Raw genomic sequence first — 26,356 nt, 5'->3', positions numbered from 1 at the left:
ATATGCCCCAGCGGCGTTAAAAAAAAATTAATTTCCGACTTTTTTACAAGAAAGTCAGGACGGGTGGTGAAATTTACTTAGGGGTTTTCAAGTAACCATCATAGGTTGTTTTGTCAGTGCTGACAGTTGTTCTCTTGTTGATGCTCTCAGCGCTTCCGCTCTTTCAAGAATTTGCTCCGCTTTCAAGAAATCAAGGACACGAACCGTGTCGTGGGGCGGGCGCACCAGGATATCCGGCTGTTCCAGCTTGAGTTTTTTGGCCGTGATCGTCTGCATAAGGATCTGCGACGACCCGAACAGAGCATCCAGCATATTGATGTCCGATCCGTCGGATCGCGGCACCGGCGCGCCGACGACATCCACCGCGACGACGATATCGCAATCGGAGCGCATGCCTTCAAACGGAAGCGGATTGACGACACCGCCGTCGATCAGGAACCGGCCTCCCTGCTTCTGGGGCCGGAAAATGGCGGGTATCGCGATCGAAGCCGCGATCGCGGGCAGAAGAGGACCCTCCTCAAAATCATATTCTTCACAACCGAAAAAGTCCGCTGCGAGCACACGAAGCGGAATTTGCAGATCCTCGAAGTTCTTTGGCAGATGCTCGGCAATGAAAACGTCGAGCACACGTTCCGGATCAAGTTGCACCGGACGGGCCCGGAACATGTCGGCAACTCGCTTCGGTCTCAATTTCCAGACCTTGGAGAGAACGTTGTTGCGGTCGGCGAAGAGTTCGAGAACGATGCGCCGGATATCCTCTCCGCTCTGACCGCTGGCATAGGCGGCTCCGAGAATTGCGCCGATCGAAGTTCCCGCAATACGCGCGGGTTTCAGTCCGAGATCGTCAAACGCTTCGAGAACCGGAATATGCGCCAGACCGCGTGCACCGCCGCCTCCCAGGGCAAGCCCGATACGTGGAGGTGTCGAGGAGGTCGCCAAATGTGCGGTCATCTCGTCCGCTTCCCTTTCATCAATTGTCTGGACTGACATGGGGGTGCCGCCGCCGTTTTCCAAGGCATCCGGTTTCGATGCCCCGACGGGCGGGCAAGTCTCGCAAGGCTTTGGTGGAGTGTGGTGTCAGATGACGAAGTAAAGATCGTCGGATGCTTCGGCCATCCATTCCGTCATCTGATCAAGCGGCATCGGCTCGGCGATCAGATAGCCCTGAATGGAGAAGTCGCCCATCATGCGCAGACGGTGGTACTGCGCCTCGGTCTCGACACCTTCACAGACGACGGCGACATTCAGTGATCTCGCCAGGTGGACCAACTGGTTGACCACCGCTTCCTTTCGCGGATCGTCGATCATCTGGTTGGTGAAGGAACGATCGATCTTCAGTCCGTTGATCGGCAGATCCGCGACATGTGTCAGCGATGCATAACCCGTTCCGAAATCATCGAGTTCAATATGCACGCCAAGCTCGAAAAGCTCCCGCAGGGCCGCCAGGTGACCGGACCGGTTGTCGTTCAGGAACACCGATTCCAGGACTTCGGCGGTAATCCGCTCCGCACCGATCTCGTATTTGGCCATCGCGGCCTTGAAATGCTCCACCAGCAGGCCGGAGGCGAGATGAGAGGGGGACACGTTCACGGAGATACGGCCGAAGTCGAGCCCGCTGACCAGCCAGTGTTTGGCCGCGGCAAACGCCTTGTCGATGATGATCTCTCCGAGAATCGGTGCAAGGCTGGTTTTCTCGACAACGGGCAAAAACTCGGCAGGTGAAAGGACGCCGCGCTCAGGGTGATCCCAGCGGATCAGGGCCTCGATGCCGGTGACATTCTGCGAGCGCAGATTGACCTGCGGCTGAAAGACCATGAAGAACTGGTTTTCCTTGACCGCATTCTGCAGTTCGCGCTCAATCCTGGCCTCGGTTTCACTTTCCGTCTTCATGCTGGACTTGAAGAACGTGAACCGGTCCTTGCCGCTTTCCTTCGACTGGTAGAGCGCCAGGTCGGCGTTGAACAGAAGATCCTCGAAGGACGAGCCGTCTTCCGGGCAGAGCGCTATACCCATGCTGACCGTCGGCCAGAACCGGTTGCCGTTGAATTCCATCGGCAGGCGCATGAGCCGGCGGGCGCGCTCGAACAGTTCGTTCGGATCCGAACCGGGATTCTCCGCAATGATGACAAACTCGTCGCCACCCCAGCGATACGGTGTGCCGAGACCGCGTGACACTTCGCGCAGCCTGCGCCCCGTTTCCTCCAGGCAGTAATCTCCCGCAAGATGGCCAAGCGTATCGTTCACGCGCTTGAAATTGTCCATGTCGACGTGAACCAGGAACGCCGGCTTGTCCACCCGTTCGAACCGCAGTTTCGCGTCGCGCTGGCAGCCAGCCCTGTTGGACAGTTTCGTCAGCGGATCGAAATAGGCCAGCCGCTCGGCACGCACCCTTGCTTCACGCGTCTCGGTCTCCCGCATGACCCTTTCCGTCACATCGTTCGCGATAATGACAAACAGGTCTTCGTCCGTGTCTTTCAGCAGCTGTATGCGCAATTCGACCGGATATTCGGTCCCGTCCTTGCGCCGGTGGACGGTTTCTGCGGCGATGCCCTCCAGATCTCCGGTCAGAAGCGGCCGGAACTGGTGTCTGATGGCATCTTCGTTGTAGATCGAATTGACATCCCAAAGATGCATGGATTGCAGGTTTTCCAGCCCGAGGCCGAGATTGTTCAGCGCGCACCGGTTGGCATGTTTGAACCTGAACGTAGCCGCGTCCAGAATGAAGATCTCGTTGAGAGACGACTCCAGAATGTTGGCAAGCAGAAGGTTCTGACGCTCCGCTTCGCTGCGCTCGGTGATGTCGTGAACCGTGCCGACAACCTTCGCGCCCTTACCGTCCGGTCCCGGCTCCACATAGCCGCGGATGTGAAGGGCGCGGGGTTTGCCGGTTTCCGGGATCAGCGAGTGTTCAAAATCGAATTCGCCGCAGGTCTCGACCGCGTTTTGAACCATGAGCTGCGCGGCCCGGCGTTCATGTTCGGGAATTTGCGCGTAGACCTTCTCAATGATCTGGTCTGACGGCAGGCTTCCGGCGATATGCATGATGCGGAAGTATTCTTCCGTGGCGCTGACCTCGTTTGTCGCTAGATCGCGTTCCCAGCTGCCGACAGTGGCAATGCGCTGGGCTTCCAGAAGTTTTGAGGCATTGCTCTCAAGCTGGGCGGTATAGTCGCGAACCTCCGCCTCCAACCGGTGCCGCGTGACCTGTACGGACGATTGCAGGCCTGACAGCAGCCGTTGCATCACCGCCCAGGTGATCAGCGACAATCCGACGCCGATCAGTATCGAAACAAGAGTTCCTTTGAAAAATGCCCAGATGTTCTGGGTGACATCGTTGATGACAAGGAGCGTAAACTCCTGATCGCCCCGGGAAATGGCAATCGGAAGGTCGCGCACCATGTAAACCCGACCGTTTTGATAAGACAGCGGCTGAATGCCGGCGCCACGGCCGGCCAGAGACAAGACATCCAGATTGAAGCCGTCCGGCGCGAAGCTTCCAAGGACCCTGTGGGTCGTCCGGCCGGTGCCATTTGCGGTGCGTACCCGTTGCAGGCTGGTTTTCACGATCTGGGCATCGACGGCCGCGCTTGCAAGCGCCAGCGAGCGCTCGATGTCGGTTGTCAGTTTGAGGTAGCCAAGCAACTCCCCGCCGGAGAGCCACGGACGCAAGACGCTGACGACCAGACGCCTGTCCGGTCCCAACTCGATTCCGTCATGCTGCCCCGCGGCGATTTCGCCCGGGTCGATGGCACGACCCTCCGCTGGTTTGAGAACAAGCGGTGCCGCCTCAGCCGGATAGACCGATGTCATGTCTGGGTTGAAGATTGAAAGCCCGACGATGTCGCGGCGGCTGGACTTCGACGCGAACAGCGCAGCTGCAACGCGCCTCACCTTGCGCTCATCCTGCGCGCGAATGGCATCTTGAAGGTCGGTGCCATTGTCGAGAACTCTGAAAACATCCGCAAGTGTATCGGCGCCCAGCTTTTTCTGTTGCATCACCAGCCGTTCAGCGGTGGAGAGGATCGCCTCCTGCGGTTCGCGCAGGTTCCGGAATTCGGACGAAATGTTCTGGGCAACGAGAATGCAGACGATCAACCCGAGGAAGGACAGGAAAACCATCCTGATCGGCTTTTCGAAATTCAGATCGTCTTTCGGGGAAAGGCGCGCAACAATGCGGTCAAGCAAGGTGTTCGGTTGGGGCCGGCGAGAAGTGCTGTCCCGCAGGTTCTTGTATTCTTTCGACTTCTGTCTGCCCAGACCCAGCACAAATACCCCCGGCAGCCGCAGCTGCGAACACACTGGCGAGGCCGTCAGCAAGGTGTGTTTGGATGTCCTTCATGGCACTCACTGCAAACCTTCGTCGCCGTAAGTTTTAATATGACAGATTAGTTAAATTGTCTTGAATGGAATTCTTAAATACAATTAAGAAGTTCGATGATTTTCTTGGTAAATTCAACTTTTAAAAGAGTTTTTCAAGTTAAGAACTTCTGGTGGTTCGGTAATTCGACTGATGTTTATTCGACACGTTCCCATCAGCTGCCGAAATAATTCACCAGGGCATCCGAGGTCTCGTCGGGAGCTTCCTCAGGCAGAAAGTGGCCACCTGGAAGGGACACTCCCTGAGCCCGCGGGCTCCACCGGCGCCAGACCGCCAGTGGATCGTCGACACTCGACGCGATGCCCTTGCTGCCCCACAGCACCAGCACATCGGCCGAAATCGTGTTGCCTGCGTCTCTGTCGGCCTTGTCGTGTTCATAGTCGATCGTTGCCCCGGCGCGATAATCCTCGCAGCTTGCGGAAATGCGATCGGGCCGGCAGAACCAGTCTCTCGTATGTTCGAGGGCACCTTCCGAGAAGCAGTCCAGCGTTTTCGCCGCCGTCCAGCTGGCAAGCGTGTGCTCCAGAAAGCGTATGGGAGCGGCCGCAATCATCTTTTCAGGAAACGGAAACGGCTGGGCGAGATACATCCAGTGATAGATCTTGAGGCCGAAATTTCGATCCATCAGGTCCCAGTAGTCCGATGTCGGCAGGATATCGAGCACGGCCAGTTTGGTCACCGAACCTGGAAAATCGAGCGCAAGCCTGTAGCCGACCCTTGCGCCCCGGTCATGCCCAGCCAGAAAGTACGACCGATAGCCCAGGACGCGCATCATCTCGTTGAACGCCTCTGCCCAGGTCCGCTTTGAATACGTTCCGTGACCGGTTGCCCTCGGCGGGATCGAAGACTGTCCGTAACCGGGCAGATCCGGCATGATCAGCGTGAAACGCGCGGCAAGCTCCGGGGCAATCTTATGCCAGATCACGTGGGACTGAGGGTAACCGTGGAGCAGCAGAAGCGGTGGACCCGAACCACCAATCCGGCAGAAAAATTCCATGTCTTTCGCATGGACGACCTTGGTTTCGAAGTTCGGAAAAAGATCCGGCAGTTCCGTGGTCAAATTCAAATCCCCGATGCTGAAACAATGACAGTTTGGCAGCCGCGCGCAGGCGCTGCAATGTCCCTGTCACCACTGTGTCCGGCCCTTGAGCACACGGAGGCCGGGCCGGAATGCGTCAGGCCTGCTCCTTTGCCTCACGCGCAATTGCGCGCCATCCGATATCGCTTCTGCAATATCCGTCCGGCCAGTCAATGTTCCCGATCGCATCGTAGGCCTGTGCCTTGGCGTCCGCGACCGAGTTTCCGAGCGCCGTCACGTTCAGGACCCGGCCGCCGTTGGCGAGCAGCGATCCATTGTCGCGTTTCGTTCCGGCGTGAAACACCTGCAGGCTGTCCGATCCCATTTGCTCCAGCCCGCGTATTTCCGTGCCTTTCTTGTAGGCCGCAGGATAACCGTTTGCCGCCATGACAACGCACAGCGCTGCGTCGTCGTGCCACTCGGCGCGCGCGCTGGCAAGACGTCCTTCAACGCTGTCCAGAAGGAGGTCCAGAAGGTCGCTCTTAAGGCGCATGACCAGTACCTGGCATTCCGGGTCACCGAAACGCGTGTTGTATTCAATCAGCTTGGGACCGTCGCCGGTGATCATGAGGCCGGCATAAAGCACGCCCTTGAAAGGGGTGCCACGCGCGGCAAGGGTTCCGATCGTTGGTGTGACGATTTCCGCCATCACCCGGTCGACAAGGTCCTGCGTCATGACCGGAGCCGGCGAATAGGCACCCATTCCGCCCGTGTTGGGGCCTTGGTCACCGTCAAGGGCGCGCTTGTGGTCCTGTGCGGTCGCGAGCGGCAGTGCGTTCACCCCGTCGGAAAGGACGAAAAAGCTGGCTTCCTCGCCCTCGAGAAATTCCTCGATGACAACTTCCGCACCCGCGTCACCGAAAGACCCGTCGAAACAGGCTTTTACGGCGTCTTCAGCCTCGGCCGGTGTCATGGCGACGACAACGCCCTTACCGGCCGCGAGACCGTCTGCCTTTACGACAATCGGTGCGCCTTTCTCCCGAAGGTAGGCGAGTGCGTCTTCCCGGTTGGTGAAGCGGCCATAGGCGGCGGTGGGAATGGACGCCTCGTCGCAAACCCCCTTGGTGAATGCCTTTGATCCTTCCAGTTGCGCGGCGGCCTTCGTCGGGCCGAAGGACTTGATACCTGCAGCTTCGAGATCGTCGACGAGACCGGCCACAAGAGGAGCTTCGGGACCGATCACGACAAGGTCGACCGCATGCGATTTGCAGAAGTCAACGACAGCCTTGTGATCCGTGACGTCGAGTTGCACGATGTCTGCCAGATCGGCAATCCCGGCATTGCCGGGAGCGGCGAAGAGCTTTGTCAGTTTCGGGGATTTGGCAAGCGCCCATGCCAAGGAATGTTCGCGGCCGCCGGAGCCGATAAGCAGGAGTTTCATGTCAAGCGGATCTCTTCAAACGGACCAACGGGCCGACCGGTTTGATCTGAGTCGACCCTCTGAAGTCGCGGTCTATCACGGAGCATCGGCTGCCGCAAACTCGTCGGGACGCAGGCGAGCACCCGCGTCGTTGAACAGGCTGTGACCATTTGCGAGATGTAATCCGGTGTGAAATTCGGTAGAAGATCCGAATTCGAAAAGGGCAGACCATGTTTTTCTCCACCAGAGACACCGGGCCGGTTGCGGATGCGGTCAAGCAGCACTGGGTCGACACGAAACTGCCGGCCGGAATGCGTCCTTACGCCCGGCTCGCCAGATGGGAACGCCCGATCGGCTGGTGGCTGCTGCTATGGCCGTGCTGGTGGTCGGCGGCGCTTGCCGCTGTTGCGGCGGGAAATGCCATTCCGAATGTCTGGCACCTTGTGCTCTTTTTCGTCGGCGCGGTTGCCATGCGCGGTGCCGGCTGCACCTACAACGACATTGTAGACGTCGATATCGATGCCAAGGTGGAGCGGACACGTTCGCGCCCGATCCCAGCCGGGCAGGTCACCAAGACACAGGCCAGGATTTTCCTGATCGCGCAGGCCCTGCTGGGTTTCCTCGTTCTGATTCAGTTCAACATGTTCTCGATCGCGCTCGGGATAGCTTCGCTCGTACCGGTCGCCATCTACCCGTTCATGAAGCGCGTCACCGATTGGCCGCAGCTTTTTCTGGGGTTTGCGTTTTCGTGGGGGGCACTGATGGGCTGGGCCGCTGAATTCGGATCGCTCGCCCTGACCCCGCTCCTGCTCTATTTCGGCGGTATCTGCTGGACGATCGGCTATGACACGATCTATGCGCATCAGGACAAGGAAGACGATGCGCTGGTAGGGGTGCGGTCCACCGCACGGCTGTTCGGATCGCACACGAAGCCCGCACTCATCGTTCTCTATGCGCTTGCAACGGTGCTATTCGGTCTTGCGGCAGCCTTTGCGGATGCGGGCCCGGCTGCGTTCGCCGGTATCCTGGCTGGCGCGATCCACCTGATGTGGCAGGTGATCGTTCTCAATATTGACGACGGCGACCAGTGCCTGAAGCTGTTTCGCTCCAACAGCACCTACGGGTGGATTGTTTTTGCCGGGTTTGTTGCCGACGCGCTGATCGGCTCGGCGCTTTAGGACGCCAACCGGAAAGGCGGACCGGTACTGTGATCAGCTGCGGGCGATGATTTCGCGTTCATGCGCGAAATTGGCGCTAGCGCCGTCTTTTCTGCCTGTCGACCGTTTGTTGAGGAAACGCGGGCGGCGTCCGGTCAGCAGGCGCAGCTTGCGGCGCGGCGCAGGCTGGTCCGATGACGTTGCGCTGTAGGCATCGATCGGTTTGACGTCACCACCAAGATCGCAGACCAGCATGGGCAGCTTCAGGGTGTGCGCCCAGCGGCTCCACAGGATCGCAAGTTCGTCGGAATGCTCTGTTTCCGCAAGCGTGATCGACAACGCGCTGTCGGGGTGCTTGAGGATCAGGGCCGTGACGATGCTGTCGGCCGTTTGGCCGGGAACGATACGCACCATGACGCCGTCGAAGCCACTGACCGGCACGACCACGTTGACGGGCACGCCGGCAACGCGCCGCTTGTAAACGACCCGCGTCTGATCAAGAAGAATGTCGGCAGGAAGAGAGGGCGTTCCGGGGCGGGATTCGAGTCTTTGCGAGAATTGGACCGGTAGGCAACCGGGGTGCAGTTGTGTTTCTGCATCATTCCCGGTTGCCGCCGGCACCTGTTGTTCTGTTTGACGTCTCAAATGACTCTCCGTCGGACCTTTTGGTCTCTTGATGCGGTGAAAGCTATCTGAGAAAAGTCGTGAACCACTTAAGAGATAGAGTTAAAAAACTGTGATTTCAAAGAGGGTTACCGGAATGTAAGCGGGTCGGAAACGATCTGTTCATGCCTGTGACCGAATTGGGTCGAAGCCGAATTTCCAAAGGCGGTTCAATGCGCTGTCAACGCCCCTATGTATTGCAGTGTCCTCAAATTGTTGCGGAGCCACGGCGCTGGGCGTAAACAACAGCCGAAGCGTTGCGTCCGCAACAGTCACATCAAGGCGGAATGAATGTCGGAAATGATTGATCAGAGCGAATTGCAGTCGCGTGCCGTGCGTCTCGTCGAAGCGGCCCGGAAAGCCGGTGCGGATTCCTGCGATGCCGTTGCCGTGACGGGCGTCTCCCTTTCAGTTGATGTCCGCGAAGGCAAGGTTGAAGAGACCGAGCGCGCCGAGGGCGATGACGTCACCTTGCGCGTCTTTGTCGGCAGGAAGACCGCAGCCGTCTCCGCCAATCAGCTGGATGATCCCGCTACGCTGGCCGAACGTGCCGTTGCCATGGCGCGGGTCGCACCGGAAGATCCATATGCGGGCCTCGCCGAGGAGGCCCTGCTTGTCAGAAAGATGCCGGAACTGGAGCTTCTTGACAGCAAGGAGATGACCGCGGACGCGCTTACCGAGATCGCGCTTGAAGCCGAAGCCGCGGGACTGGCGGTGCCAGGTGTCAGCAAATCCGGCGGGGCAGGCGCTTCCTGGCGCCTTGCCGGCGTCGTGCTGGCGACAAGCCACGGTTTCCAGGGTGCCTACATGACTTCGCGCTATGGCATGTCGATGACGGCGGTGTCGGGCGAAGGGACCGGAATGGAACGCGACTACGACTTCGACAGCCGGACCTATTTCGAGGACCTCGACAGGCCTGCGGACATTGGGCGAAGGGCCGGAGAGCGGGCGGTCCGCCGTCTGAATCCGCAAAAACTCTCCACGCGGACAACCAACGTGATTTATGAATCCCGTGCCGCGCGCAGCATCCTTGGCCACCTGACCGGTGCCATCAACGGTGCCTCGATCGCGCGCAAGACCAGCTTCCTGAAGGATCGCATGGGCGAAGCGGTCTTTGCGCCGGGCATTCAGGTGGTGGACGATCCGTTCAAGCGGCGCGGTGCCGCAACACGCCCGTTCGATGGAGAGGGAACGGCCGCCTCCGTGCTCAACATGATCGAAGATGGCGTCCTGCAGCACTGGTTTCTTGACGGCGCATCGGCGCGTGAGCTTGGACTGTCTCCCAATGGCCGGGCCCACCGGGGCGGCAGCGGCACGTCGCCGGGCGCTACCAACGTGACCCTGATGCCCGGTGAGAAGTCGCTGGAAGACCTGATGTCAGAGGCCGGAAGCGGTCTTCTGGTCTCCGATCTTATCGGCCACGGTGTCAACGGCGTCACCGGCGACTATTCGCGTGGGGCAGCGGGTTTCTGGTTCGAAAACGGTGAAATCGTTGAACCTGTCAGTGAAATCACGATTGCGGGCAATCTCAATGACATGTTCAAGCGGCTTGTACCCGGCAGCGATCTCGACAATCGCTACTCCGCGGCAACCCCGTCCGTGATGATCGAAGGAATGGCGCTTGCCGGAAGCTGAACTCGATAACCGCGAGCGCGCACCGGCATCCGACCTCGATCTGTTGGAAGCCGCTGCGCGGCAGGGCGGAGAACTGGCGCTCAGTTACTTCGGCCAGGGTCTGGAAACCTGGTTCAAGGGGAACAAGTCTCCCGTTTCCGAAGCGGACATAGCCGTTGACAGGTTTCTTGCCGACCGCCTTTTGTCGGCGCGGCCGGGCTACGGGTGGCTGTCCGAGGAAACCGCCGACGACCGGGCAAGACTGAACTGCCGTCGTGTTTTCATCGTTGACCCGATTGACGGGACACGGGCTTTTCTGTCCGGCGGCGACGAATGGACGATTTCGGTTGCGGTCGTTGAAGACGGGCGTCCGGTTGCCGGGGCCGTTTTCTGTCCCATCCGGGAGGAGATGTTCACGGCGTGCGCCGGGGGTGGTGCGTTTCGCAACGGTCAGCCGATCTCGGTTTCCAACCGGCTTGAGGTTCCCGGAGCGACATTGACCGGCCCTCATTCCATTGTGTCGAACACGGATGTGCTGGCAGCCGGATTTCAGAAAACGGAAATCCTCCGCTCGCTTGCCTATCGTCTTGTGGTGGTTGCGGATGGGCGCATCGACGTCGGCACGGCACGTGGCGGCCCGAGCGACTGGGACCTGGCAGCCGCCGATCTCGTGGTTCAGGAAGCCGGCGGCGCGCTGACGGACGTGGACGGCAGGGTTTTGACCTACAATCGTGCACGGACGGGCCACCCGGCATTGATCGCGGCATCGAGCGGGCTTATAGGACCTGTGCGCGCAGTGCTTGGAGACATTCTCCGCTAGGGGGCTGCTGCTTCACGAATTGAACGAGGATGCTCATGAGCGAGACCGACACCCCGAAACAGCTTCTGCACCTGGTCTTCGGGGGGGAACTGGAATCCCCTGAAGGGCTGACTTTCCGGGATCTGGACGAGCTGGACATCGTGGGCATCTACCCGAATTATGCGGAAGCCTACAAGGCCTGGAAAGCCAAGGCGCAGGCAACGGTCGACAATGCTCACATGCGGTATTTCATCGTGCATATGCACCGTCTCCTTGATCCGGACACGACGGCATAGCAACGAACTCATCAGGCGATAACAGAATGATCAAACGCCTTGGCCGCCATCCCTGGGTACTGGCTACCGTCGGCTCGCTAATGGCCGCTTGGCTGAAACTGGTCTATCACACCAACCGGTTCGTGATAGAACCTGAAGGTGTGCACGATGAAACCGAGAAACAGCTCCCGGTGATCGTTGCAATGTGGCACGGACAACATTTCATGGTGCCTTTCGCAAAGCCGCAGCACTGGCCCGCAAAAGTCATGATCTCCCGGTCGGCGGACGGGGAAGTGAACGCGATTGCCGCGAGCAAGCTCGGCCTGGGACTGATCAGGGCGTCCGGCGGGCGCAACGCGCGCCAGATCAAGAAACGCGGTGGCATGCGGGGGTTCATCGAGGCCGTCAGATCGTTGAGGGACGGTTTCAGCATCGCCATGACAGCCGACGTCCCCAAGGGGCCGTCGCGCAAGGCCGGTGAAGGCATTGTGCAACTTGCCAAGCATTCAGGGCGCCCCATCCTGCCGGTTGCCGTTGCGACGAGCCGGAGCATCGAGCTCGACACCTGGGACAAGGCCAGCATAAATCTGCCCTTCGGCCGCGGCAGCATTGCCGTTGGTGAATTGATCTGGGTACCCGCGGAAACGGAAGAAGACGCGCTTGAGGGCTATCGCCTAGATGTTGAAAACGGCCTGAACGCAGCCACAAGGCGTGCCTATGAACTGGTCGGTAGGTCGGATGGCTGAAAAACGCCCACTTCTGCTCAGTCTTTACCGGGCCGCTGCTCAAGGCGTTTCACCACTGTTTCATGTGCTGTTTGCACTCCGAAGCCGCTCCTCCAAGGAAATCCCCGCCCGAAAAGCTGAGCGTTTCGGAACAAGCGGGCGTTCGCGTCCAGGGGGAACTTTGATATGGATGCATGCCGCCAGCGTCGGCGAAACCATGTCGATCCTTCCGCTGATAGAAGTCCTGACAGGGGAAGGGCACAACGTCCTTCTGACGACCGTGACCGTAACCGCGTCGGAACTCGCTGACAAACGCCTGCCCGATGGGGCCTTTCACCAGTTCGTGCCCTATGACGCTCCAGAACCGTTCAGAACGTTTCTCGATCACTGGTCACCGGACCTGGCGATGGTGGTTGAATCGGAAATATGGCCCTGCCTTTTCGATGAAATGAAAAGCCGCGAGATACCATTCGTGCTCCTGAACGGCAGGCTTTCCGACGGCTCCCGGCGGAACTGGTCCCGCATTCCGGAGACGTCGCGCTATATTTTCGGCTGCCTTGACGCTGTTTTCGCGCAAAGCAGGGCGGATGCGGACCGGTTCCTGTCCATGGGATGCAAAAACGTCGAAGTCCCCGGCAACCTGAAGTTTGATGCCCCGGAACCCGTGCTTGATGAGACGGCGCTGTCCGTGCTGAAGTCCCAGATCGGAGACCGCGCAATATGGCTGGCGGCGCTCACGCACCCGGGCGAAGATGAGATCGTGTTTGAGGCCCATGACCGGCTCCGCCAGGAGTATCCTGACCTGCTGCTTGTCCTTGTTCCAAGGCACCCGGCGAGAGCCCCGGAGATAGCCCAGGCGGCCGGTGAGCGCGGCCTGAACCTCGCCGCGCGCAGTTCTGCCGACCCCGTGGACCCCGGGACCGACGTCTTCCTCGGCGATACGTTGGGCGAAATGGGGCTGTTTTACCGGCTTGCGCCGGTTACGTTTCTGGGCGGATCCTTTGTTGACGTTGGTGGCCACAATCCGGTTGAAGCCGCCTTGGCCGGGTCTGCGCTGATCACCGGGCCGAAGGTTGCCAACGCGCGTGGGGTCTACAAGGATTTCTGGAACAGGGGAGCGGCGATCCGCGTCGGCGATCCGGCAGATCTTGCCGCTGAGGTCGGAGCGCTTCTTAAAGATGCGGCCAGGGTCCGCGCGCAAACTGAAACGGCCCGGTCGCTCGTCGAGGAGGGACGCGGTGCCCTGGCCAAAACCCAGGCGCTGCTGAAAGACGTTTTGAGCAGAACAGGCAACGGACAGCGTGCGGAACCGGAAGATGAAAAGAGCACCTGACTTCTGGTGGCAACGGACCTTGCCGCCGCCCGCGTATCTTCTGAAGCCCGCCGCCTGGCTCTATGGCCGTCTGACGGGGCGCAGAATGCACCGGAAGCCGAAGGCGAGAAGCCGTCTGCCGGTAATATGCGTCGGCAACTTTGTTGTCGGCGGTACCGGCAAGACACCGTTTGCGATCGAACTGGCGCGCGTTTTGCGGGCCGACGGCCTTACCCCCGGTTTTCTTCTGAGAGGTTATGGCGGCCGTACCAGGGGCCCGCTTCTTGTCGACCCGCAAACACATGATGCGGAAGAAGTCGGCGATGAAGCGCTGCTTCTGGCGGCGCATGCGCCGACGGTCATTTCCTCAGACAGGCCGGCAGGTGCCCGCCTTTGCGAGGAACAGCCGATAGACATCCTCATCATGGATGACGGCTTTCAGAACCCGTCCCTGGCGAAGGACCTGAATCTGGTTCTGGTCGACTGCAGCACCGGTTTTGGCAACGGCTTGTGCCTGCCTGCCGGTCCCTTGCGCGCTCCGCCTCAGGTACAGATCGTGAAGGCCGATTGCCTCGTGCTGATTGGCGAGGGCGATGAGGCCGGTGAGGCCGTCCACCTTGCGGGACGAAAAGGCCTGCCGATCCTGCATGCGCATGTTCAGCCGCAGCCGAACGAAGCGCTTCTCGGCCAGCCCCTGTTCGCCTTTGCCGGCATCGGACGCCCGCAGAAGTTTTTCAGGTCACTGAAGGAAATGGGCTGCACGGTTCGGGAAACCCGGGCATTCGCCGATCATCACCTCTACACGGACGCAGATGCGCGTGCGTTGTTGACGGAGGCGGAGGATCAGGGCATGCAACTGGTCACAACGCGCAAGGACGCAATGCGTTTTGTTTCCAGGGACACGGAAATGTTTCGATGGCTGGCCGCAAAGACACAGGTGCTGGACGTGGCGATGAAAATCGATGACCCGGATCGCTTGGTCGCACTTGTCCGGGAAAAACTCCGTGCAAGATCCTTTGACGGATAGTCGAAAAGGCTAAGGTACGGACTCATAAATGAAGTCAATTTGGTTTGGATCGTTTTGACCAACTGCAAGGAGCGAAAGCGCAGGAAATGTACTTCATTTTCAAGCCTTTCGCGACGCAGCAGATGGCCAAAACGGCCAAATCCGAAGGACGGCAAAATGGCTTCACCTCGCAGCGTCACCGTGCTTGACCGGGCATAACGCCCGCTCTGCGCACGCTTCCTCGCGAGATTTTGCCATTTCTGCCGCCAAATCGGCGTCATTTATGGGTCCGTACCCTAGCGGTTTTCCAGGTAGCGTTTCATCGACGCCTTCGCGTCAACGTAGGCCTCCTGATGCTCGACCGACCAGTATTTGAGCTCATCCAGCGGAATGGCCGCGCCGGTGACCGCGCAACGCACGAAAGTTCCCGGCGTCTCCACCTGATAGTCTCCATCCAGATATCGGACGCGGGCTTCACTCGGAATGCGTGGGTTTTCGTATCGGTTCATGGTCGGCGATAATTTGTCTGGTTGCGTTTCCATTCGTCTTTTACGGCAGTTCGAGGCTTTGCGGCAAGCCATCGCCGGAATAAACGAACCGGAATCTTTTCAGGAGTGACCGGAAAAAGATCTAGAAAGCCGGTGTGGACCGGCGGTCCCGGCCAATGAGATACCGGCAGCGCGACATCACGACCGCCCGGTCCGGCAATCCCTGCTTGACGCGGAACATTTCGGCATCCCGGTCCTTGCGGCAGGTCTCGATGCTCGTCCAGCGTTTGGTTTTCACGGACATGTCCTGGCAGATCAGAAGATCCGGCTGACAGGCAACCAGATGCATGGCGACAAGTATGGCGTTCATTTTGCGGCTTTCCGCTCGACCGGCGCGGGGCCGCTTTGAGAACCGAAGCTGCCGCGTATGACGTTGTCCGTGTGCTGATTTCTCCTGGCAGGCGGTCCGGCAACAGACCCGCTTTTCGACAGTGCTTCCAGAAGCGCCGGGTGAAGCCCGTCACCGCGTTGCGCGGCCAGATCGTGAAACGCATTTATCGAACGTCCGGCTGGTGTCATGAAGAATTTGGACATGAGCAATCCTTGCTCCGCACGCCTCGGCTGCGGATTTCAGTTGGATTTCAGTGGATTGGCTGGGTCACTTGGCGCGCTTGGCTGCGTCGCGGCCTGAGCGGCAACGGTTTAAAGCGGAGTATTACACTCAGGTTAAATTCTGCTCAAGCGGATTTTCCAGCTTTTCATGTGAAAAACGGTCGCATAGCCCCTATGTTCTGATGAAACAGGAAAACGGTCTGCCGTCCGGCGCGGACCGGCCCGGCGGAATGCGGGCAGAAACAGGATACGTAGATGACCCTTTCAACAACCGATCTCATCGAAACGTCAGGCCTTGGTCTGGACGCCGCCAAAAAAATCACTCAGGAGGCGCTGTCCGGAGCGGACGACGGGGAACTGTTTGTTGAATACCGCCAAACCGAAGGGCTGGTTTTCGACAATGGCCGGCTGAAAGGCGCAAATTACGATACCGCGCAAGGCTTTGGCCTGAGGGCCGTGGCCGGCGAAGCGGCCGGTTATGCACATGCGGGTGACATTTCCGAAGCGGCCCTGAAGCGCGCTGCCGATGCGGTGAGCGCCGTCAAGAAAGGGTATTCCGGCAGCTATGCGGCAGCACCGGCGCGAACAAACCAGTCGCTCTACACCGATGCCAACCCGCTTGGCGGCCCGGATTTTGAGGAAAAGGTCAAGCTCCTGCAGGAGATCGACGCCTATGCAAGAGCAAAAGATCCGCGCGTCCGCCAGGTGACCGCCTCGCTTGCCGGGTCCTGGCAGGTGGTGGAGATCCTGCGCGCCGACGGACACCTCGTTCGCGATGTGCGCCCGATGGTGCGATTGTCCATTTCCGTGGTTGCCGGAAACGACGAGCGTCAGGAAAGCGGCATGTTCGGCTGCGGTGGCCGCGAGGGCTTCGAGCGCTTCATCACGGCTGAAAACTGGCAGGGCGGTGTCGACGAGGCACTGCGCCAAGCGCTCGTAAACCTCGAAGCCGTTCCGGCGCCTGCCGGTTCCTTTGATGTCGTGCTTGGCCCGGGATGGCCCGGAATTCTGCTGCACGAAGCCGTCGGCCATGGCCTGGAGGGCGACTTCAACCGCAAGAAAACCTCGGCTTTTGCCGGGCTCATGGGAGAGCGCGTCGCGTCTCCCGGGGTCACGATCGTGGACGATGGAACCATCCCCGACCGGCGAGGCTCGCTGAGCGTGGATGACGAGGGCACGCCTGCAAGTCGGACTGTCCTGATCGAGGACGGCATCCTCACCGGTTACATGCAGGACCGCCAGAACGCGCGCCTGATGGGCATGGAACCGACGGGCAACGGTCGCCGTCAGTCCTTTGCCCACATCCCGATGCCGCGCATGACCAACACTGTGATGATGTCCGGCGACAAGGATCCGGAAGAAATTCTCCAGTCGGTCAAGGACGGCATCTACGCTGTCTCGTTCGGCGGCGGCCAGGTCGACATCACCTCCGGCAAGTTCGTGTTTTCCTGCACCGAGGCCTACCGTGTTGAAAACGGCAAGGTCGGCGCTCCGGTCAAGGGAGCGATGTTGATCGGCAATGGTCCCGATGCACTGACCCGGGTCGCCATGATCGGCAACGACATGAAACTCGATCCCGGCATGGGAACCTGCGGCAAGCAGGGGCAGGGCGTGCCGGTCGGTGTCGGTCAGCCCTCCATGCGCATCAATGAAATGACGATCGGCGGGACTGCGGTCTGACCGGAGTTCTGGATCGAAAATGCCACAGATCAGGTTCGTCATCTTTGATATGGACGAGGTGCTCTATGACTATGATCACCAGTTGCGCCTCGCCCTTCTTGAGAAGCTGACCGGCCGCCCCGCTGCTGAAATCGACGCCGCGGTCTGGGGCGGAGCGCATGAGGGCCGGGCAGAGGCCGGTTCGCCGGCAACGCCGGAAGCCTATCTCGCCCAATATGCACGGCTGCTCGGCTATCCCATTGATTTCGCCACCTGGGCGGATATCCGGCGGCAGATGATGCGTCCAAGACCGGATGTTCTCGATCTGGTGCGTGGTCTTGGAAAGAGAACCGACCTTGCGCTCCTGACCAACAACGGCATGCTGCTCAAGTCGGCCTTGCCGATCTGCGCGCCGGAGGTTGTTGAGATTTTTGGCGACAAAGCGCATGTTTCCGCCGAGTTCGGGGCCAGGAAACCCGACCCGCTTGTTTTCCGGCGGATCTGTTCAAGATACGGATACTCAACGGCTGAAAGTGCCTTTGTCGATGACCGCGAAGACAATGTTGCAGGGGCCGAGCAGGCAGGCTTGACGGGTCATGTCTTCACCTCCCGTGACAGTCTGGTCAGCTTTCTGGACGGGCACAAACTGATCTGAAACCGCGCAAATTGCTGCACCGGCACTCCCGCGTCGTGAAAGCCGCGGACGGCGGGCTTTCATCGCAACAACGCGGAACCGGCCGATTGCCTGCAAAATCAGCACAACCAGGCCGATAACTTTAATATTTGTCAAAGCTGATTGCTCTATCTTAGCTAAAATCTAATCAAATCCTGATTTGATCGACGGGGAACAAGGGGTCTACGCCGGGGCGATGTAAGGAGTAGGGATGGCAACAGAGGGCGCACCTCCGTTTTTTGCTGAAGCGATCGTGTTTCTGGCAGCCACCTGCGCCGCCGTGCCGATTGCCAAACGGCTCGGCCTTGGCTCTGTCGTCGGCTACCTGGCTGCCGGTGCGGCGATCGGTCCCCACGGCCTGCAACTACTCGGCTCGGGCGAGGATGTCCTTCATGTCGCCGAGCTGGGCGTTGTGCTGCTCCTGTTCGTGATCGGTCTGGAACTCGATCCCCGAAAGCTCTGGCGCATGAAGCGGGACATTTTCGGACTGGGAACCGCACAGGTGGTCCTGACCGGGGCATGCCTGTTCGCGGTCGCCAGACTGGTCGGGATGCCGTTCTCAACCGCCTTTGTCGCCGGGTTCGGCCTTGCCTTGTCGTCAACCGCCTTTGCCCTTCAGATCCTTCAGGAACGCGGACAATTGTCGTCGCCCTACGGCCAGCGTGCCTTCGGTATCCTGCTGCTACAGGACATCGCCATCGTGCCGCTTCTGGCGATGGTCGCGATCCTGGCACCGGGCGAAGGCCCGTCCACGGCCACGGAGATCGTGACGGAAGTTCTGATCGTTCTGGGAGCCGTCGCCGCGGTGATCCTGACCGGCCGCTATCTCATATCCCCGATTTTTCTGTTTCTGGCCGCCAGCCGGGCGCGGGAGGTCATGCTTACGGCAGCCCTGCTGGTGGCGCTTGGCAGCGCCGGGATCATGCATTCGGTGGGGCTGTCGATGGCGCTGGGTGCCTTTCTGGCGGGTGTGCTGCTGGCGGAATCAAGCTTCAGACACACGCTCGAAGCGGATATCGAACCGTTCCGTTCGCTCCTGATGGGCCTGTTTTTTGTTGCTGTCGGCATGTCGCTCGACTTTTCGCTCGTGATCGGGAACTGGCTCATCGTCGCGGCCGGTGTTGCGGTGGTCATGGGGCTCAAGGGCCTGTTTCTCTGGGGCCTGTCCAGAGGCACGGGGTCATCGAATTCGGACGCAATGCGCATCGCCGTGACGCTGCCGCAGGGTGGTGAGTTCGCATTCGTGCTGTTCACGGCGGCCGTCAGCAACAGTCTGCTGAACTATCAGACCGCCAACCTTCTGAACGCCATTGTCATCCTGACGATGCTGCTGACGCCGCTCGCCTGCCTGGCGCTTGATCGCCTTGCAGCACGGGCCAAGGCGCGGGGCGTCGAAAACCCGTCCATCGAAACCTTTGAAGAGGCGGCTCCGACTGTTCTCGTGATCGGTTTCGGCCGGTTCGGAATGGTTGTCGCGCAGATCCTGACCTCCGAGGGTCTGGAAATCACCGCCATCGACAATCGGCCCGACCGTATCGATTACGCGCGCAAGCAGGGCTACAAGGTCTATTACGGCGACGCGACGCGCGCAGACGTGCTTGCCGCTGCCGGCGCGGGAAAGGCGGCCCTTGTCGCCATGTGCATCGAAAACGACAAGATCATGGCCAGGGCCATCGACGAGATCCGCGACGGCTTCCCCGACGCCCTGATCTTCTGCCGCGCCACCGACCGGGCGCATGTTCTGGATCTCACAAGGCGGGGTGTCGACTATCAGATCCGAGAGACATTCGAATCAAGCGTTGTCTTCGGACGCGCGGCGCTTGAAGCGCTCGGTACACCGCTCGACCGGATCGATCAGATCGAGGAGGATGTGCGCGCCAGGGATCAGGAACGCCTTGCGGTGCAGATGCAGGAGGGGATGTTCGCCGGTGCGGACCGGCTTCACAAGGTGACCCCGCGAAGACGCGCCGGCGACAAGCACGACGCGCCTGCGGAGCAGAACGAAACCGCCTGACACGCGGCGTCAATGCCCGCTCACAGCCGAAGGCCTCAAGGCAGGGTGTCGAAACCGTCTGAAAATCCGTTGAGCGATATCGGTATGCCGATGCCTTCTTCAGGCGTCTGGAAGATGATGAAAGTCGCTTGCGCTCCGGCCTTGAGCTTCGTCAGCAACTCGTCTTCCAGTATGACTTCGGCAATGCAGCCGTTCGGCAGGCAGCGCACAAACCCGGCGCGCCCGATATCCGCGTTGTCGACCCGCAGCCCGAGGCCGGATGGCAGCAACACGCCGAGAGGGGCCAGAACGCGGAGGATCCTCGCCTGTTTGTCGGCGGTTTTCAGAACGATGACCGAAAGTCCGACATTCTCGCGGTCCGAAGCCGTCACGTTCTGAATGAGTGCACATTGCTCGCTGGAGGCTCCAGGAGGCGTGTCGCACCGCATCTGCCAGTCACCGTGCGAGGAACGAACCTCTCCCTGGGCATTTGCGGTCGCGGTTCCCTGAACCAGGCCGCCGAAAACGAGGGCCACAACGAGACCAAACGCTGAAAAACGCTTGCCGGTATTCCGGTCGCGGCGCGGGAGCGAGGGCGGCTTTGTGTGTGTCGACAAGAAATCCTCCGGTCAATCTTTGTCAGATTCCGCTGCGGCACACTGACAAATTTCAGGATGCCGGGCGAATCATGTTTGGGCCCGGCCAGACATTGCCGCATGATGGCGCGCGATTCCAGTCTCACGCGGGCAGGGCAGGCGTTTACCGGCAATTTTTGTCAAAAATCAGCGTGTCCTTGATATGTCTCAAGACGATGGTGCGGCCACGCGGGTGTGAAAAGTGGGAAATTCCGTTGCAGCGTGGCGTTTCTTGTGTTTTTTGTGCGGCACGAGGGTGTTGCTTGTGTGATGCGGCAGATCGCCGCTCTGGCAAACAGTAACCATCGCCCTTGATAGGTGTTTATGGTTATAGTTCCGGCGTTCGGGTGACGTGGTTCCATGAAGGGGTCAGGCAGATTCAGGCTTGCGAAGTTGCGCCAAGCCCTTTACTGCCCGACCGGATTGGACCAAAACGCGGGTTCGGAATGTATGCATGCGCCGCAAAGCTGCGGCTGAGGGAAGGGAGCGCGGACGTGAAGTCGATCTTCAAGCGTCTCATGACAATGGCCGGTATGGCGGCGACATTTGCAGGGGTGTCCACTGCGGCCCTGGCAGCAGAATCCGGAATGAGCAACTGGCAGCTGGGTTTCCAGGAGTCGGTTTCCGGAGTGATGGACGACATCACCTGGTTCAACACCTTCACGCTCGTGATCATTACGGTGATCACGCTTTTCGTGCTGGCCCTGCTGGTGATCTGTATCGTGAAATACAGCGCCAAGGCCAATCCGGTGCCGTCGCGCACGTCGCACAACACCATGATCGAGGTGGCCTGGACCGTGATCCCGATCCTGATCCTGGTGGTGATTGCGATCCCGTCTTTCCGGCTGCTCTACAAGCAGCTTGATATTCCCGAGTACGAAATGACCGTCAAGGCGATCGGTTACAAGTGGTACTGGGGCTACGAATACACCGACGAAGGCATGGGCGACCTCTACTTCGACAGTTACATGATCGGCAATCCGACCGACGCGGAACAGACACTGAAGGACCGGGAAGCTGTCGCTGCCGAGCGCGGCGTCACCCTCGCCGAAGTGCCGCGCCTTCTTGCTGCCGACACTGAAATGGTCGTTCCGGTCGATACGACGGTCCGCGTTCAGGTGACGGCGGAAGATGTTATCCACGGCTTCGCGATGCCCTCCATGGGCCTCAAGATCGATGCGATCCCGGGGCGTTTGAACGAAACCTGGTTCCGTGCCCGCACCGAGGGCGTCTACTACGGCCAGTGTTCCGAACTCTGCGGCGTCAACCACGCGTTCATGCCCATCGTGATCAGGGTTGTTTCCAAGGAGCAGTATCAGGCATGGGCCGCCGCTGCGCAGGACGACCTCGAAGCGGCCAACAAGCAGCTGATGGCATCCATCAACGAAGAAAAGAAGCTTGCTGAAGGCAAGCGTGACGACATCTCCGTCGCCGCGAATTGACGCGGCGGTCATCGGTTGACCGGCGAAGCGCGATAAGACGCAGCCTCGCCAAGAGAATTTAAAGAGGGAGCCCCAAATGGCTGCGAGCGAAGCACATGCGGCACACGACCATCCCTATGGATGGCGCCGGTGGGTCTATTCGACCAACCACAAAGACATCGGTCTGATGTATCTCATGTTCGCGATCTTTGCCGGGATCGTGGGTGGCGCACTCAGCGTCGGCATGCGGATGGAACTGCAGGATCCGGGGATGCAGATCTTCGGCAGCCCGCACATGTTCAACGTGTTCACGACCGCCCACGGCCTGATCATGATCTTCTTCATGGTCATGCCGGCCATGATCGGCGGCTATGCCAACTACTTTGTTCCGATCATGATCGGTGCGCCTGACATGGCGTTCCCGCGCATGAACAACATTTCGTTCTGGCTTCTGCCGCCGGCGTTCCTCCTGCTCCTGCTGTCTCTCTTCGTTGAGGGCCCGAGCAACATGAACGGTGTCGGTGGCGGCTGGACGATCTATCCGCCGCTGTCGACCTCCGGTCAGCCGGGACCGGCCATGGATCTCGCGATCCTGTCGCTCCACATTGCCGGTGCCTCGTCAATTCTGGGCGCGATCAACTTCATCACGACCATCTTCAACATGCGCGCGCCGGGCATGACCCTGCACAAGATGCCGCTGTTTGCCTGGTCGGTGCTGATCACCGCGTTCCTGCTGCTGCTGTCGCTGCCGGTTCTGGCCGGTGCGATCACGATGCTTCTGACGGACCGCAACTTCGGCACGACGTTCTTCGACCCGGCCGGTGGCGGTGACCCGATCCTGTTCCAGCACCTGTTCTGGTTCTTCGGACATCCGGAAGTGTACATCCTCATCCTCCCGGGTTTCGGCATTGTCAGCCACATCATCTCGACCTTCTCGCGCAAGCCGATCTTCGGCTACCTGGGAATGGCCTATGCCATGGTTGCCATCGGTGTTGTCGGCTTCATCGTGTGGGCGCACCACATGTACACGGTCGGCATGTCCTCCGAGACCCAGGCCTACTTCGTCGCCGCCACCATGGTGATCGCCGTCCCGACAGGGGTGAAGATTTTCTCCTGGATCGCGACGATGTGGGGTGGTTCGATCGAATTCAAGACACCCATGGTCTGGGCGATCGGGTTCATTTTCCTCTTCACCGTCGGTGGCGTCACCGGGGTGCAACTGGCCAATGCCGGTCTCGACCGCGCGTTCCACGACACATATTACGTGGTTGCACACTTCCACTACGTGCTGTCGCTTGGCGCCGTGTTCGCGATCTTCGCTGCCTGGTATTACTGGTTCCCGAAAATGTTCGGCTACATGTACAACGAGGCGATCGGCAAGGCACACTTCTGGATCACCTTCATCGGCGTGAACCTGGTGTTCTTCCCGCAGCACTTCCTGGGCCTGAACGGCATGCCGCGCCGCTATGCCGACTATCCTGATGCGCTGGCCGGCTGGAACTTCGTATCGTCCATCGGATCTTACATTTCCGCATTCGCGGTTCTGGTCTTCCTGTATGGCATCTACGAAGCATTCGCCAAGAAGCGGGCCGTAGGCAACAATCCGTGGGGCGAAGGTGCAACGACCCTGGAGTGGACGTTGTCTTCTCCGCCGCCGCACCACCAGTTCGAAACGCTGCCGCGGATCAAGTAACGGCGTCCGGAGCGTTTGCTCCGGATCGGAAATCGGCACCGCGCTGGCAGTCAGCGCGGTGCTCCTTTGAAAGACTGTCAGGACGGAACGTCCGCACCGCCGGAGCACTCGGCGGCACCGGTAAGAAATGTGAAGGGCTTGCGCATGTCGCTCGTTGAGCGCCACGATACAATGGGTCAGGACACCACCGCCTGGGATGGCGGCATGGGATCCGTGGGTGACTACGTCGCGCTTCTGAAGCCGCGCGTCATGTCGCTGGTGATCTTCACGGCGTTTGTCGGCCTGATGCTCGCGCCGGGGTCCGTTCACCCGATCCTGGGCGCTGTTGCGATCCTGTGCATTGCCATCGGCGCCGGCGCGTCCGGTGCTCTGAACATGTGGTACGACGCCGATATCGACCAAATCATGTCGCGGACGCAGAAGCGACCGATACCTGCCGGCAAGATCTCCCGCGAGGAGGCGTTTGCGTTCGGCATGACATTGTCGATCGGCTCCGTTGTCACGCTCGGGCTGCTGGTCAACTGGTTTGCCGGAGCGTTCCTCGCCTTTACCATTTTCTTCTATGTCGTCGTCTACACGATGTGGCTGAAGCGCTCGACGCCACAGAACATTGTCATCGGCGGCGCTGCGGGGGCATTCCCTCCGATGATCGGATGGGCGTCCGTAACCGGCAGCGTCAGCCTCGAAAGCTTCGTTCTTTTCCTGATCATCTTCATGTGGACGCCGCCGCATTTCTGGGCCCTGGCGCTGTTCAAGAGCGGCGACTACCGGTCGGCAGGGGTGCCGATGCTTCCGGTCGTGGCGGGCGAAACCAACACACGGCATCAGATCCTCATCTATTCCGTGCTTTTGGCACCGATCGGTGTTGCTCCCTACCTGCTTGGCTATGCCAGCCCGGTATACGGTGTCGCGTCCGCGCTGCTCGGCGCGGTGTTTGTAGCGCTCGCAGCCGATGTCTGGCGCAAGCGGGACGGTGACATCGCGCGGCAGGCCTGTGTGCGCCTGTTCAAATTCTCCATCTTCTACCTCTTCATGCTGTTCGCCCTGTTGCTGGGCGAGAGCCTGGTTGCGGGGGTCTAGGATGATGGCGCAGGACGATCAGGGGATCCGGCTGACGGAAGAACAGCAGAAAAAGCGCAGGTCGCGCTCGATTGCGATCGCGTTGGCGCTTCTGGCGCTCGTGGTTTTGTTTTACGTGGTCACCATCGTGAAGTTGGGACCAAGTGTCATGGACAGGGCTCTTTAGGGAACAGCGCGTGAGCAACGATCAGGACAGAAACGAAGGAATGGCTAGAAGCAACCGCAAGGTGGCATATGCCTGTGCGGGCATGTTCGGCCTGATGATCGGAGCTTCCTACGCGGCAGTGCCGCTTTACGATCTTTTCTGCCGGGTGACCGGATTCGGTGGAACGCCGCAGATCGCCGAGAGCGAAAGCGACATGGTGATCGACCGCGCCATCACGGTACGTTTTGACGGCAACGTCAACCAGCTGCCCTGGAAATTCAAACCCGAGCAGCGTTCCGTTACCCTGAAAATGGGCGAGAGTGCGCAGCTTGCCTATGTGGCTACCAATGTTGGCGACAAGACCACGGTCGGCACCTCGACCTTCAATGTCTGGCCGCCGGCTGCCGGTGCCTATTTCAACAAGCTGGACTGTTTCTGCTTTACGGAACAACCGCTGGAAGTCGGCGAAACCGTCGAGATGCCTGTTGTGTTCTTTGTCGATCCGGAGATGGACAAGGATCCAGAATTGAAGCACGTGAAGGAAATCACTTTGTCCTACACGTTCTTCCCGGTAGAAGAACCGGAACAACCTGTTGCAGCGCGGGTCGAAGCACCCGGTGCTGAAACGAAATTGTGAGATTTGCGCAAGGCGCGCATGAAATGACTGTCTTTGGGGAGCTTGCCGATGGCTGAGGCACATACCAAGAACCACGATTACCACCTGGTGGAGCCGAGCCCTTGGCCGTTCATCGGGTCGGTCGGTGCGTTCATCATGGCGATCGGTGCAATCGCCTGGATGAAAGCGGCTGGAGGCAACGACTTCACGCTGTTCGGCATGAACCTTGCCGGAACCAGCTGGATGCTCTTCGCGGTGGGCCTGCTGGTGGTCCTCTACGTCATGTATGGCTGGTGGAGCGATACCATCAAGGAATCGCAGGAAGGTCATCATACACGCGTGGTGTCGTTGCACCTGCGTTACGGCATGCTGCTGTTCATCGCCTCCGAAGTGATGTTCTTCGTCGCATGGTTCTGGGCCTATTTCGATGCGGCGCTCTTCGCCGGCGAGGCAATCCAGTTCAGCCGCGTTGAGGCAACTGGCGGCCACTGGCCGCCGGACGGAATCCTGACATTCGATCCCTGGCATCTGCCGCTCCTGAACACGCTGATCCTGCTGTGCTCAGGCACCACGGTGACCTGGGCGCACCATGCGCTTCTCCATAATGACCGCGAAGGCCTGAAATGGGGATTGGTTCTGACCGTTCTGCTCGGTGTCCTGTTCACGATCGTTCAGGCATACGAGTACGGCCATGCCGCCTTTACATTCGATGGCAACATCTACGGCGCAACCTTCTACATGGCGACCGGCTTCCACGGCTTCCACGTGATCGTGGGAACAATCTTCCTGCTGGTGTGTCTGCTGCGGGCGCTGGCCGGCCAGTTCACGGTCGAGAAGCATTTCGGCTTCGAGGCTGCCGCCTGGTACTGGCACTTCGTCGACGTGGTCTGGCTGTTCCTGTTCGTCGCCATCTACATCTGGGGCGCTGGAACACCTGCACCGCACTAGGCCGGTAAACCTAAACCTGCTGAATT

The 26,356-nt window shown here is 59.7% G+C and carries 26 protein-coding genes; 17 read left to right on the top strand and 9 right to left on the bottom strand.

Features of this window, described 5'->3' with window-relative positions; all coding sequences use genetic code 11:
* Positions 1–87 precede the first annotated feature (87 nt).
* The 4 genes from RBB49_RS02185 to purD all read right to left on the bottom strand — a co-directional run bounded on the left by RBB49_RS02185 (position 88) and on the right by purD (position 6,837).
* Positions 88–951 carry a patatin-like phospholipase family protein gene (locus RBB49_RS02185; RefSeq protein ID WP_306141017.1) on the bottom strand — a complete coding sequence of 288 codons (864 nt, stop codon included), beginning with the start codon at positions 949–951 and terminating at the stop codon, positions 88–90.
* Positions 952–1,077: 126 nt separating this feature from the next.
* On the bottom strand, positions 1,078–4,266 hold the full coding sequence (locus RBB49_RS02180; RefSeq protein ID WP_306141016.1) for a bifunctional diguanylate cyclase/phosphodiesterase: 3,189 nt from the start codon (positions 4,264–4,266) through the stop codon (positions 1,078–1,080).
* Between the two features lie 266 nt (positions 4,267–4,532).
* Positions 4,533–5,438 (bottom strand): alpha/beta fold hydrolase, encoded by a 906-nt coding sequence (locus tag RBB49_RS02175; RefSeq protein WP_306141015.1) that lies wholly within the window; start codon positions 5,436–5,438, stop codon positions 4,533–4,535.
* A 115-nt stretch (positions 5,439–5,553) separates the two neighbouring features.
* On the bottom strand, positions 5,554–6,837 hold the full coding sequence (gene purD / locus RBB49_RS02170; RefSeq protein WP_306141014.1) for a phosphoribosylamine--glycine ligase: 1,284 nt from the start codon (positions 6,835–6,837) through the stop codon (positions 5,554–5,556).
* A 209-nt stretch (positions 6,838–7,046) separates the two neighbouring features.
* On the opposite strand from purD, the gene ubiA reads away from it, so the two are divergent.
* Positions 7,047–7,994 (top strand): 4-hydroxybenzoate octaprenyltransferase, encoded by a 948-nt coding sequence (ubiA, locus tag RBB49_RS02165; RefSeq protein WP_306141013.1) that lies wholly within the window; start codon positions 7,047–7,049, stop codon positions 7,992–7,994.
* A gap of 33 nt (positions 7,995–8,027) precedes the next feature.
* On the opposite strand, the gene RBB49_RS02160 is transcribed toward ubiA, so the two are convergent.
* A complete protein-coding gene (locus tag RBB49_RS02160; RefSeq protein WP_306141012.1) occupies positions 8,028–8,618 on the bottom strand; it encodes a DUF6101 family protein in 591 nt (196 codons plus the stop codon).
* Between the two features lie 309 nt (positions 8,619–8,927).
* On the opposite strand from RBB49_RS02160, the gene RBB49_RS02155 reads away from it, so the two are divergent.
* Genes RBB49_RS02155 through RBB49_RS02125 form a run of 7 tightly spaced genes read left to right on the top strand, consistent with a single transcriptional unit; the run spans position 8,928 to position 14,576 of the window.
* Positions 8,928–10,271, top strand: coding sequence for a TldD/PmbA family protein (locus RBB49_RS02155; RefSeq protein WP_306141011.1), 1,344 nt, complete (start codon positions 8,928–8,930; stop codon positions 10,269–10,271).
* Positions 10,258–11,070, top strand: coding sequence for a 3'(2'),5'-bisphosphate nucleotidase CysQ (locus RBB49_RS02150; protein ID WP_306141010.1), 813 nt, complete (start codon positions 10,258–10,260; stop codon positions 11,068–11,070). The genes RBB49_RS02155 and RBB49_RS02150 overlap by 14 nt, the downstream gene beginning before the upstream one ends.
* A 35-nt stretch (positions 11,071–11,105) precedes the next feature.
* Positions 11,106–11,345, top strand: a complete 240-nt coding sequence (locus RBB49_RS02145; protein ID WP_306141009.1) for a DUF4170 domain-containing protein — start codon at positions 11,106–11,108, stop codon at positions 11,343–11,345.
* 26 nt (positions 11,346–11,371) lie between these two features.
* Complete coding sequence (locus tag RBB49_RS02140; protein ID WP_306141008.1) at positions 11,372–12,070, top strand: lysophospholipid acyltransferase family protein; 699 nt, start codon at positions 11,372–11,374, stop codon at positions 12,068–12,070.
* On the top strand, positions 12,042–13,382 hold the full coding sequence (locus RBB49_RS02135) for a 3-deoxy-D-manno-octulosonic acid transferase (RefSeq protein WP_336623381.1): 1,341 nt from the start codon (positions 12,042–12,044) through the stop codon (positions 13,380–13,382). Before RBB49_RS02140 ends, RBB49_RS02135 begins: the two co-directional genes overlap by 29 nt.
* Complete coding sequence (gene lpxK, locus RBB49_RS02130; protein WP_306141006.1) at positions 13,366–14,388, top strand: tetraacyldisaccharide 4'-kinase; 1,023 nt, start codon at positions 13,366–13,368, stop codon at positions 14,386–14,388. The genes RBB49_RS02135 and lpxK overlap by 17 nt, the downstream gene beginning before the upstream one ends.
* A 44-nt stretch (positions 14,389–14,432) precedes the next feature.
* A complete protein-coding gene (locus RBB49_RS02125) occupies positions 14,433–14,576 on the top strand; it encodes a hypothetical protein (protein ID WP_306141005.1) in 144 nt (47 codons plus the stop codon).
* Between the two features lie 87 nt (positions 14,577–14,663).
* Here RBB49_RS02125 and RBB49_RS02120 read toward each other — a convergent pair whose 3' ends face one another.
* The 3 genes from RBB49_RS02120 to RBB49_RS02110 form a co-directional block, all read right to left on the bottom strand.
* The gene (locus RBB49_RS02120) at positions 14,664–14,876 is read right to left on the bottom strand and encodes a DUF2093 domain-containing protein (protein WP_306141004.1); all 213 of its coding nucleotides are present in this window, start codon (positions 14,874–14,876) and stop codon (positions 14,664–14,666) included.
* Positions 14,877–14,997: 121 nt separating this feature from the next.
* Entirely contained in the window at positions 14,998–15,225 is a 228-nt protein-coding gene (locus RBB49_RS02115; RefSeq protein WP_306141003.1) for a hypothetical protein, read from the bottom strand.
* Complete coding sequence (locus RBB49_RS02110) at positions 15,222–15,449, bottom strand: hypothetical protein (protein WP_306141002.1); 228 nt, start codon at positions 15,447–15,449, stop codon at positions 15,222–15,224. The genes RBB49_RS02115 and RBB49_RS02110 overlap by 4 nt, the downstream gene beginning before the upstream one ends.
* 273 nt (positions 15,450–15,722) lie before the next feature.
* Here RBB49_RS02110 and tldD point away from each other — a divergent pair, with 273 nt between their 5' ends.
* The 3 genes from tldD (at position 15,723) to RBB49_RS02095 (ending at position 19,813) form a co-directional block, all read left to right on the top strand.
* On the top strand, positions 15,723–17,147 hold the full coding sequence (gene tldD, locus RBB49_RS02105; protein WP_306141001.1) for a metalloprotease TldD: 1,425 nt from the start codon (positions 15,723–15,725) through the stop codon (positions 17,145–17,147).
* A gap of 19 nt (positions 17,148–17,166) precedes the next feature.
* Positions 17,167–17,781, top strand: coding sequence for an HAD family phosphatase (locus RBB49_RS02100; protein WP_306141000.1), 615 nt, complete (start codon positions 17,167–17,169; stop codon positions 17,779–17,781).
* A 229-nt stretch (positions 17,782–18,010) separates the two neighbouring features.
* Positions 18,011–19,813, top strand: a complete 1,803-nt coding sequence (locus RBB49_RS02095; protein ID WP_306140999.1) for a monovalent cation:proton antiporter-2 (CPA2) family protein — start codon at positions 18,011–18,013, stop codon at positions 19,811–19,813.
* A gap of 35 nt (positions 19,814–19,848) precedes the next feature.
* Here the strand turns inward: RBB49_RS02095 and RBB49_RS02090 are convergent, their stop codons facing one another.
* On the bottom strand, positions 19,849–20,328 hold the full coding sequence (locus tag RBB49_RS02090; RefSeq protein WP_306141348.1) for an invasion associated locus B family protein: 480 nt from the start codon (positions 20,326–20,328) through the stop codon (positions 19,849–19,851).
* Positions 20,329–20,945: 617 nt separating this feature from the next.
* Here RBB49_RS02090 and coxB point away from each other — a divergent pair.
* From coxB to RBB49_RS02060, 6 genes are all read left to right on the top strand, one after another.
* Positions 20,946–21,869 carry a cytochrome c oxidase subunit II gene (gene coxB / locus RBB49_RS02085; protein ID WP_306141347.1) on the top strand — a complete coding sequence of 308 codons (924 nt, stop codon included), beginning with the start codon at positions 20,946–20,948 and terminating at the stop codon, positions 21,867–21,869.
* A 76-nt stretch (positions 21,870–21,945) separates the two neighbouring features.
* Positions 21,946–23,541: a cytochrome c oxidase subunit I gene (gene ctaD, locus RBB49_RS02080; protein ID WP_306140998.1), complete on the top strand. Its 1,596-nt coding sequence runs from the start codon at positions 21,946–21,948 to the stop codon at positions 23,539–23,541.
* A gap of 144 nt (positions 23,542–23,685) precedes the next feature.
* Entirely contained in the window at positions 23,686–24,621 is a 936-nt protein-coding gene (locus tag RBB49_RS02075; RefSeq protein WP_306140997.1) for a heme o synthase, read from the top strand.
* A gap of 1 nt (position 24,622) precedes the next feature.
* Positions 24,623–24,787 carry a hypothetical protein gene (locus RBB49_RS02070; RefSeq protein ID WP_306141364.1) on the top strand — a complete coding sequence of 55 codons (165 nt, stop codon included), beginning with the start codon at positions 24,623–24,625 and terminating at the stop codon, positions 24,785–24,787.
* A 40-nt stretch (positions 24,788–24,827) separates the two neighbouring features.
* Positions 24,828–25,403 carry a cytochrome c oxidase assembly protein gene (locus RBB49_RS02065; protein ID WP_306140996.1) on the top strand — a complete coding sequence of 192 codons (576 nt, stop codon included), beginning with the start codon at positions 24,828–24,830 and terminating at the stop codon, positions 25,401–25,403.
* Between the two features lie 48 nt (positions 25,404–25,451).
* A complete protein-coding gene (locus tag RBB49_RS02060) occupies positions 25,452–26,330 on the top strand; it encodes a cytochrome c oxidase subunit 3 (RefSeq protein ID WP_306140995.1) in 879 nt (292 codons plus the stop codon).
* Positions 26,331–26,356 lie beyond the last annotated feature (26 nt).

The sequence above is a fragment of the Roseibium sp. MMSF_3412 genome, from assembly GCF_030733265.1.
Classification (GTDB): Bacteria; Pseudomonadota; Alphaproteobacteria; order Rhizobiales; family Stappiaceae; genus Roseibium.
The sequence above is the reverse complement of the archived record's forward strand: the minus strand, read 5'-3'. Positions and strand labels throughout refer to the sequence as shown.